Below are 8,536 nucleotides of genomic sequence, written 5' to 3'. Positions count from 1 at the left end.
AGGCGCGCCTTCGGTTTGGGCGGTCATTGGGGAAGATAGTGAGTTTTGAAGTTTTCTAGTCTTGATTTGTCTATTTGTCTATACAAATAAACTGATTGACTCTTTGGTACTGAAATTTGATGACGGGCGCATGACGAAAAATACCATTCTAGACCGCAGCGCAGGCATTGCTGTCTGGCGCCAGATATTGGAAACGCTAAAGGCGGAAATTGTCAGCGGGACATTTGAAAAAGACGGCCGACTACCGCCGGAATCCGATCTGGCGGCGCGGTTCGGCGTTAATCGCCACACAGTTCGTCGGGCAATTGCGGCGCTGACCAGTGAAGGTATATTGCGTGCAGACCAGGGACGGGGGACTTTCGTCGCTTCAGCCCCGCTCAACTATCCAATCGGACCGCGTACACGGTTCTCGGAAATCGTCTCCGGCCAGGACAGGGCGCCGAGCGGGCGTCTCATCGGTTCAGCGCTGGAAGACGCCGATGCATTGCTTGCCAATCAGCTTGAGGTGCCGCTTGGAACCTCGTTGATCCGGGTGGAAACACTTCGTGTTGCCGACGGTATTCCGATGATGGTCGGCACCAGTTGGCTGGAACAGGCGCTCGTTCCGAATTTTGTCGCAGATTATGCCGACAGCGGATCAATCACGGAAGCGCTGCGCCGTGCAGGTATCGAAGACTACCGGCGTAAGGAAACCCGGATTACAGCAGAACTTGTCGAAGCCCGGGACGCCCAGCAACTTGGACTGCCTCTCGGCCAACCAGTGCTTGTGGTGGAGAGCGTCAACCTGGATATGGCAGGCAAACCCATTCAGTACGCACGCGCACGCGCGGCGGCCGACAGGATGCAGCTCGTGGTAAATGGTGAACACTGACCCGAAGATGATCCGGGTCACGTCCAGAATTTCGGTGTTTCCCTGCTTGCCTGCCAGTAGCCTTTTGCATGTTGCCACTTTGATTGGCACTGGGCCTCGTGCCATCCGATCACGAAACCGATGGCCTGTGACGTTTCCAGCGCTTTGGCACCCCTGACCTTGCATTTTTCCGGAAGTGTTTCGGCCATGGCAACGTCATTCAGGTAGCCGAAGATATCCTGCAGCTTTTTCATGCGTTTGAGGAATGGTTTGACCGTGTTTTCCGGATAGAGGCATCCGAAGAATTCTATGCCGTAACGCATCTTCTTCATGGCCTTGCGCATTTCGTGGCGCTCGGGGATGGACAGATTCTCAAGACGTTTGCCGTATTTCAGGACTTTCTTCCATTGTCTGGACAAGGCCTGACTGGAATAGATGTCAATTGGTTGGGCGAGAATCGCGGTCTGGTCGAAATTCTCCGGATCAAGCCATCCCCTGCCTTCGGTGTAGGCCGCCAGATCCAGAAGAAATGCGTTCACTTCCGCCGATTTCAGGTGATCGACAAGCGCTATGCGAGTGTCTCGCCCGCGCGAAGTTTTCAGGTTTTCAAGCAACCCGTCGAAAGACAGGCTTTCAGGCGCTCTTTCGACAAGCGGGGTGACGATTTCATCAACCAGCACATCAAGATCCCGCAAGGCACCGGCCTCGGACGCAATCAAACGTGCCATTTGGTCAAGTGGGGCAGCAGTCGTCGGGTTGAGGGCTGGTCTGAACAGGCGAAACGCACTGCGCAGCCGTCGCAATCCAATACGAAGCTGATGCGTACCTTCAGGATCTTCCGAAGCAAGTACGACCAGGCGATTTTCGGCAATCTGCGTCAGGCAGGACCTGAGGATGTCACGAATTCCCAGCTCGACACTGGAGCCAGCTGCAAAGGTGATGTCCTCCGCAAAATAGGGCTTTTGCTCATCCGATTGCCTACCTTCCGCAAATCGGTATCCGCGCTCAGCCTTGCTGTAGGGTGAGAAGCGGAACGGAACATCCTTCAGCAAAGCCTTGGCGGCATCGAACACGGCCTGGTTGGGCCCTGATTTCAGTTCAAGCTCCAATTCGACCAGTGGATGGCTGCTGCTGCCGGCGAGAATGTTTCCGGTGTCAAAGGCCAGTTCGATCACAGTGCCATCGCTCTCGCGCGTCAGCTCACGGGTCGTTCGCTTCATCACGGTTTCGAAACACTCCTGAAGCGGTGCATCGTCGATCACCCTGGAGAGTTTGTCGCTGACATCGCGATCTTCAAATACTGAAAAGTCAAGCGCTCGGCTCTTGACCGGATGCTCTGCCTCAATTGGTGAGGAAAGCCCGCCCATGACACCTGTGCCAAGTTTTGCGGTCTGGATCCAGCTCTTTCCGGACTTGCGAACCCGCAAGGAGATTTTCGCCTTACGCAAGGCCTGGTCCGGAGTGTCGTAATAGATCGATTGCAGCGTTTTGGTAACCGACTTGCTGGCGGTAAACCCCTCGATGGCACCTGCGCGTTTCATTGCGTCCTGTGCCATCGGGTCAAGTTCGAGTTTTAGCTCGATTTCACGTCCGGATCTGGTCATGAAAAATTTCTAGCCAAGCCAGGACTTCTTGTCCAGAAAATGCGCACAATTTGCGCCTTTGTCGCAGGCTATATATTGAGCAGTTTCGCTCGCCAGACTGGAACGCTGAACGCATTTATCTGAAAAACTTGCGCTGTACCCGGTTCAAGAGGTTGCACGCCCTGTGGAGATATGTCGGAACGGAGCGTTGGTTGAACGCTATCTTCCGGACATAATTCGGAACCACCCATGTCGCACTCGAGCCATATGGAAAGGTCAGTGTCGTGCCCGGATCCGCGTGATACTCCGCACCCTGGTCGTCCGTGATCAAGGCTTTGCCTTCCAGGATGAGGATGGTTTCATCGAGATCGTAGTGCCAACGGAATTTTCCTGCGGTACAGGACCAGTGATCAACGGTCGTCCAGTAGTTTCCGATCCGGGACAAATTTTTGCATTTGGCCTGCGGGCTCCCCTCCAGAATCCAGTCCGGGTTGATTGGAGAACTTTCGAGAGCTTCCTTGTCAAGAAAGGAACGTGTGAATACGCCGTTTTCCGGCTGGTCTTCGAAGGATGCCGGCGCGAGGAAACCCAGGTTGCCCGGGAGTTCGCTTCCATAACCTGCCGGCACGGAGTTCTGGTTGCTTTCAGCCAAAGTCACTGTTTGATCCTTCCTGATGTCGTCTGGGCAAGGTGCAGGAGAGATCTTGAATCGAACTTTAAACTTCCTGGAAAATCGACCGAAATCCGGCGTGTGCAGACCTGTTTTGAGAGGCAGCATTAAGAAAGCGTTGGCGTGTTCGATAAAATTTTAGACGACTGTTGCGTTTGCAGTTTGTTGAACCCGTGGATAGACCGTCCCCGTCGGGACCCTAACCGCTTGCATCCTTTGGATGCTCATGATAGGCACCCTCTCCGGTGTCAGTTGCCCCTCTGGCGGAACTGGTAGACGCGCGGGATTCAAAATCCCGTTCCTTCGGGAGTGCCGGTTCGATTCCGGCGGGGGGCACCACTTTTGTTGCGCTATTGTCCTACGGGCTACCTGAGCGCGTTCTTCCTAAGCTATCGATTGTCGCCTGCCTGAGCGTGCTCGTTCAGTTGCTCGTGCCACCAATAAAAGAATTCTCTAGGTGACTTTTTGCGCTGCGGCGGGTATGGGATGCGCCATGATCAGACGCCTCTACGACTGGACTTTGTCCCTTGCCGCCGGACCGCGTGCGCCTGTGGCGCTTGGGTCCGTTTCCTTTGTTGAAAGTTCGGTCTTTCCGATCCCGCCCGATATCCTGCTGATCCCGATGGTGATTGCGCGGCGCGAGCGGGCGTGGTGGTATGCATTCCTGTGTACGCTGACCTCCGTTGCGGGCGGTGTTCTCGGTTATCTGATCGGGATGTTCCTGTTTGACCAGGTTGCCGTCCCGATCCTGACGTTTTACGGAAAAATGGGTTGGCTTGACGAGTTCACCACGGTGTTCAACCAGTACGGCTGGTGGTTTGTCTTCATTGCCGGTCTGACGCCCTTTCCCTACAAGGTGATAACCATCGCATCCGGCGTTGCAGGCTTAAGCCTGCCGGTCTTCATCATTGCCAGCATTGTTTCGAGGGGTCTGCGGTTCTTTGTCGTCTCAGGCCTGCTCTACCTGTTCGGCCCTCCGATCAAGGACTTTATCGAGAAACGGCTTGGCCTCATGTTCACCTTATTCGTGGTGCTGTTGGTCGGCGGGTTTGTGCTGTTGCGGTTTGTTTAAAGAAATTATGAGGGTGGAATGGCTTTGGAGCGTTTGGCAAGAAATCTGACTGCGCTGGCGCTGCTTGGCGGCCTGGCGGCAATTGCGGCTGCCTGGGGTTTCCAGCTGATCGGCGGATATGTGCCGTGCAAACTCTGTCTCGAACAGCGTGTGCCCTATTATGTCGGACTGCCGCTTGCCGCCTTGGCCCTTATCCTGATCGTTCAAAAACGTGTCGGACCGGCTCTGCTGGTGCTTTTGGGTGTGACGGCTGTGTTTGCCTATGGTTCCGGTCTCGGGATTTATCAGGCAGGTGCGGAGTGGGCGTTCTGGGCCGGGCCCAGTGACTGTGGCGGCGGTAGTGCGGCTCCCTCTTCGGCGGCAAATATGCTGCAGGCGCTTCAGTCAACCCGCGTCGTCAGCTGCACCGAGGCAAGCTGGAGACTGTTCGGCCTTTCTTTCGCCGGATGGAATGCGGTTGCTTCCGGCGGTGTGGCCGTGTTTGCCCTGATTTCAGCTTTCCTGTTGAACCGGGGCCGGAATGAAGACACTGTAAGTGCATGAGCGGATCTGAAAACCTAAAAGACAAGAAGCGGGAAGAGGCTCTCAAGGCCATCGACCGCGTTCAGGCTGAAAGTGAAACCATCGTCGGTTCGACCTTTGTCCGCATGGCAGACCGCGCAAAGGATCACTTGAGTGCTGCCGACAAGGACGAAGACGACCAGATCGAAATCTGGGGCACGCGGATCGGTCGGGTCGCCGGGGCTCTCTTTGCCGTGGGACTGGTGATTTACCTCGTCGTTACCTATTTCTAGAGCTTATGCGCTAGACGAAGAGTACCGAACTTTGGGGCAATAGAAGCAATATGGCATCCGTCCAACCGATAAGCAGGAGTGATTGGTCAGACCGCAAGGCGCCGGACCTGGCTGATTTCGAGGCCATGGCGAGCGAGATTCTTGCCGGTCTGCCGGATGACGTGTTGCTGCGCTGCGGTCATATCCAGATCAGTCTTGCCGACTATGCCCCAGACGATGTTCTGGATGCGCTTTCGATCGACGATCCGCACGATCTTCTGGGTTTGTTTGAGGGACTTGGCCTCACTCATGGTGGTGATGCCGACCTGACAGGGCAGATGCCCAACAGGATCTGGCTATTTCGCAGGCCGATCCTCGACTATTGGGCGGCCATGGATGACAGTCTGGGGGATGTGGTCGCGCATGTGCTGATCCATGAAATTGGCCATCATTTCGGGCTTTCCGACCAGGATATGGAACGCATTGAGGCCGCAACCGACCGGTAGGTCAGGCTACGGCCCCAAAAACACGGTCGTTAAGCTTATTCCGCAGCTTCTTTTTGTGCGCGGGTGATGGATTCGGAAATCAGTCTCTTTGCTGCTGCCGTTCCTTCAACGCCGGTGACCTTGACCCATTTGCCCGGTTCCAGATCCTTATAGTGCTCAAAGAAATGCTTGACCTGGGCAATGGTGATTTCCGGAAGATCGGAAATATCGTTGATGTTGTCGTAACGTTTGGTCAGTTTGTGGGTCGGAACGGCAATGATCTTTTCATCCTGACCGGACTCGTCTTCCATCAACAGGACGCCGATCGGGCGGCAATTCATGATTGCCCCCGGAACAACCGGGCGCTGGTTGACCACGATCACGTCGATCGGGTCGCCGTCGCCGCACAGCGTATGAGGAACAAAGCCGTAGTTGCCCGGGTAACGCATCGGCGTGTAAAGGAAGCGATCGACATACATCGCGCCGGCATCCTTATCCATTTCGTATTTGATCGGCTCACCGCCCATGGACACCTCGATAATGACGTTGATGTCTTCCGGCGGGTTCTTGCCAATCGGCACGGCGTCGATACGCATCGTAAAACTCCTGTTGATCTTTGCGCCGTCTATCGCAATCCAGCTCGAGAAGTTCAAGCCTTTAATTTTTGCATTGCACCTAATTGATGAAGATGCCTCTAATATGACAGTGCTGATATCCGGAAGTCTGACAATGACCAATTGCTGCTTTAGTTCGAAACTATGGAGCCCGTTAGTGGCGGCGATCTTATGGACCATTGGCGCGGTTCAGGCAGGGGCGGCGGACGTTACCAGTACCTATTCCAAGATCCGGCTCCAGGGCTGTACTCAGGTCGCAACGGCTTCAGATGAAGGAACCTTTGGAGGGGCCTGGGAGTGTCCCGGAATTCAGGGACAGGCTGTTTATGTCGCTGAAGGTGATTTGCGCATGTTCGTCTCTTTCGGCCCGGCCGCCATTGATGAACCGGCTGCGTCCCAGACGTTGCCGAATTTCAACACGGTCAACGAGACACTTGAATGGCGTTTGCGCAATGGTGTTCCATTCGCCACCATATTGCGCTGGTTTCCCAGCCTGGACGGTGCCAGCAAGACCGGGAGTATTCTGATTGTCACGCAGCTTGTTCCTGGCGGTAGGACCTGTCAGATCGCCAGGATCGATGCTCAGGCCAACAGCAATGCCAATAGTCTTGCGAGAAACGCGGCGGATACGATGGCGGGCCGGTTCGATTGTTCCTCGGAGCCGGTCGTCATCGGCAATCCGGGAATTCTCTAACAGCTGTTCATGCCTTCAGCGATCATACCTGGTGCTGCTGTCCGGAGGCCAGGTGTAAATCGACAATTCCATCCGACGACCGCCGAGCCTGTACCAGGACTTTGCCGACAGTTTGCCATCGACAGCCCTGTAAAATGCACGGGCAGGCGTGTTTTCGCTTAAGACCTGAACAGCCAGCCCGGAGAGTTTTCTGGCATCGAGCGTTTCCCTGACACTGTTGAAGAGCGTGCGTCCAAAGCCAAGGCCTTGATATTCCGGTTTCAGGTAAAGCTCGTATATCTCACCCTCCATTCCGGTACCCTGCAACCTGCAACGGCCAAAGGTTGCGTATCCGGCGGGCGTATCGGCGATGCTGAGGATCTTGATATCAACACCGCGGGCCAGCGCACCGCGCCACCATCCGGTTCCGCGACGCGCAACCATCTTCTGCAAATCGACACCGTGCAATACGCCACGGTAAGCGCCGAGCCAGGCTTCATTGTGAATGCCGGCAAGTGCCTCGCAATCTGCAGCCCGGGCTGCACGGAGATCTATCAGGTCAGTGGTCATCCTTAGAAGAGGATACAACAAGCTCTGAATTGGAAAAGAGGCATTCTTGAATCGAAATACGAAAAGTGGTGCCGAAGCTTCAGGGCTACGGAAAACTGACGATGAATGGATGGGGTTGAATGCAGTAAATGAAAAGGGCCGGCTGATCGCCGGCCCTTCAGTTGCCCTGATGTTTGACTCATTAAATCTAGTTGACCGGTAAGAACCCCGGGGGGCTGGGGGGCTAATGCATTCCGCGATCCCTACTGGTCATACCCATCAGAGTATGATCTCAATATGGGTTGGTAAAATGGCTGGCCAAGGGCTGGAATGCGGCGAAATCATGGAATTTTGCGCATTCTTTTTGGGCAAAGTGCCGTAGCGGCATATTTTTAGGTAATCTGTCAGTTTGTTACTTGGTAGATATACGAAGTGTGAGGCGAAGGAAACCCTTTCTGACATTGCGGGCTTGCCAGATACCCCAAAGCCAACGCATCATAGCAGACAGGTGACATTGAAATGCGCTAGAGCAATTCAATGTTCATTGCGAACCCGCGAAAGAAAATGGAGGCGGAATGAGCGAAGCCGATGACAGCGCGTTTCAGCACGGCGCGGGGTTCAACCCGTCGCCGCAAAGCCAACCGGCTCTCCCCTCCAGACCAGTTGTTGCGTTCAACCGGCGTGAACTCGATACCATCTTAAGGCTTTACGGTCGCATGGTCGCTGACGGCGAATGGCGCGACTATGCGATTGACCTTCTGAAAGACAAGGCAGTGTTCTCCGTATTCCGGCGGTCTTCGGAAATGCCGCTCTACAGAATTGAAAAGGATCCGAAGCTGTCGCGCCGGCAGGGTGCCTATTCGGTTGTCGGCACAGGGGGCATGATCCTGAAAAGGGGGCATGAACTTGCCCAGGTTCTGCGGGTTCTGGAAAAGAAGAAGCACCTCAGACTGGTGGACGCCTGAACCCGATAGATCGCAAGAGCGAGAGTACTCACAAAAAAGCCCGGCATTGCCGGGCTTTTCGTTTGTCAGATGTGCTGTCGCTTATTCGCGGTTGCCGAACAGCTGCAGCAGCATCAGGAACATGTTGATGAAGTCCAGGTAGAGGCGCAGAGCGCCCATGACGGACTTCTTGGTGGCAACTTCAGAGCTGTCACCTTCGTAGTACATTTCCTTGATCTGTTGCGTGTCATAGGCCGTCAGGCCGGCAAAGACCAGAACACCGATCACGGAGATAGCGAACTGCAGCGCGGAAGACGCCAAGA

Annotated in this window: 12 protein-coding genes and 1 tRNA gene; 8 read left to right on the top strand and 5 right to left on the bottom strand. The window is 54.9% G+C overall.

Annotated features, from left to right (window positions below):
• Positions 1 to 130 precede the first annotated feature (130 nt).
• On the top strand, positions 131 to 871 hold the full coding sequence (gene phnF / locus K5905_RS20735) for a phosphonate metabolism transcriptional regulator PhnF (RefSeq protein WP_297587192.1): 741 nt from the start codon (positions 131 to 133) through the stop codon (positions 869 to 871).
• A 17-nt stretch (positions 872 to 888) separates the two neighbouring features.
• On the opposite strand, the gene K5905_RS20730 is transcribed toward phnF, so the two are convergent.
• Both K5905_RS20730 and K5905_RS20725 read right to left on the bottom strand, forming a co-directional pair.
• Positions 889 to 2,454 carry a CYTH and CHAD domain-containing protein gene (locus K5905_RS20730; protein ID WP_297587191.1) on the bottom strand — a complete coding sequence of 522 codons (1,566 nt, stop codon included), beginning with the start codon at positions 2,452 to 2,454 and terminating at the stop codon, positions 889 to 891.
• A gap of 115 nt (positions 2,455 to 2,569) precedes the next feature.
• Entirely contained in the window at positions 2,570 to 3,091 is a 522-nt protein-coding gene (locus tag K5905_RS20725; RefSeq protein ID WP_297587189.1) for a cupin domain-containing protein, read from the bottom strand.
• A gap of 266 nt (positions 3,092 to 3,357) precedes the next feature.
• On the opposite strand from K5905_RS20725, the gene K5905_RS20720 reads away from it, so the two are divergent.
• The 5 genes from K5905_RS20720 (at position 3,358) to K5905_RS20700 (ending at position 5,454) form a co-directional block, all read left to right on the top strand.
• Positions 3,358 to 3,442: transfer RNA gene (locus K5905_RS20720), tRNA-Leu, on the top strand.
• Between the two features lie 154 nt (positions 3,443 to 3,596).
• Positions 3,597 to 4,175 carry a YqaA family protein gene (locus tag K5905_RS20715; protein WP_297587187.1) on the top strand — a complete coding sequence of 193 codons (579 nt, stop codon included), beginning with the start codon at positions 3,597 to 3,599 and terminating at the stop codon, positions 4,173 to 4,175.
• A gap of 18 nt (positions 4,176 to 4,193) precedes the next feature.
• Positions 4,194 to 4,718 (top strand): disulfide bond formation protein B, encoded by a 525-nt coding sequence (locus K5905_RS20710; protein WP_297587185.1) that lies wholly within the window; start codon positions 4,194 to 4,196, stop codon positions 4,716 to 4,718.
• Positions 4,715 to 4,969, top strand: a complete 255-nt coding sequence (locus tag K5905_RS20705) for a hypothetical protein (RefSeq protein WP_297587183.1) — start codon at positions 4,715 to 4,717, stop codon at positions 4,967 to 4,969. Before K5905_RS20710 ends, K5905_RS20705 begins: the two co-directional genes overlap by 4 nt.
• A gap of 50 nt (positions 4,970 to 5,019) precedes the next feature.
• Positions 5,020 to 5,454 carry a metallopeptidase family protein gene (locus K5905_RS20700; protein WP_297587181.1) on the top strand — a complete coding sequence of 145 codons (435 nt, stop codon included), beginning with the start codon at positions 5,020 to 5,022 and terminating at the stop codon, positions 5,452 to 5,454.
• A 35-nt stretch (positions 5,455 to 5,489) separates the two neighbouring features.
• Here the strand turns inward: K5905_RS20700 and ppa are convergent, their stop codons facing one another.
• Complete coding sequence (ppa, locus tag K5905_RS20695; protein WP_297587179.1) at positions 5,490 to 6,029, bottom strand: inorganic diphosphatase; 540 nt, start codon at positions 6,027 to 6,029, stop codon at positions 5,490 to 5,492.
• Positions 6,030 to 6,204: 175 nt separating this feature from the next.
• Here ppa and K5905_RS20690 point away from each other — a divergent pair, with 175 nt between their 5' ends.
• The gene (locus tag K5905_RS20690; protein ID WP_297587177.1) at positions 6,205 to 6,741 is read left to right on the top strand and encodes a hypothetical protein; all 537 of its coding nucleotides are present in this window, start codon (positions 6,205 to 6,207) and stop codon (positions 6,739 to 6,741) included.
• Between the two features lie 15 nt (positions 6,742 to 6,756).
• On the opposite strand, the gene K5905_RS20685 is transcribed toward K5905_RS20690, so the two are convergent.
• Complete coding sequence (locus tag K5905_RS20685) at positions 6,757 to 7,290, bottom strand: GNAT family N-acetyltransferase (protein WP_297587175.1); 534 nt, start codon at positions 7,288 to 7,290, stop codon at positions 6,757 to 6,759.
• 554 nt (positions 7,291 to 7,844) lie between these two features.
• Here K5905_RS20685 and K5905_RS20680 point away from each other — a divergent pair.
• Positions 7,845 to 8,234, top strand: a complete 390-nt coding sequence (locus tag K5905_RS20680; RefSeq protein ID WP_297587173.1) for a DUF2794 domain-containing protein — start codon at positions 7,845 to 7,847, stop codon at positions 8,232 to 8,234.
• 81 nt (positions 8,235 to 8,315) lie between these two features.
• Here K5905_RS20680 and K5905_RS20675 read toward each other — a convergent pair.
• The coding region (locus K5905_RS20675; RefSeq protein WP_297587171.1) for a Bax inhibitor-1 family protein at positions 8,316 to 8,536 on the bottom strand (221 nt) is incomplete at its 5' end.

It is taken from the genome of Roseibium sp. (assembly GCF_025698965.1).
Lineage (GTDB): Bacteria > Pseudomonadota > Alphaproteobacteria > Rhizobiales > Stappiaceae > Roseibium.
The sequence above is the reverse complement of the archived record's forward strand: the minus strand, read 5'-3'. Positions and strand labels throughout refer to the sequence as shown.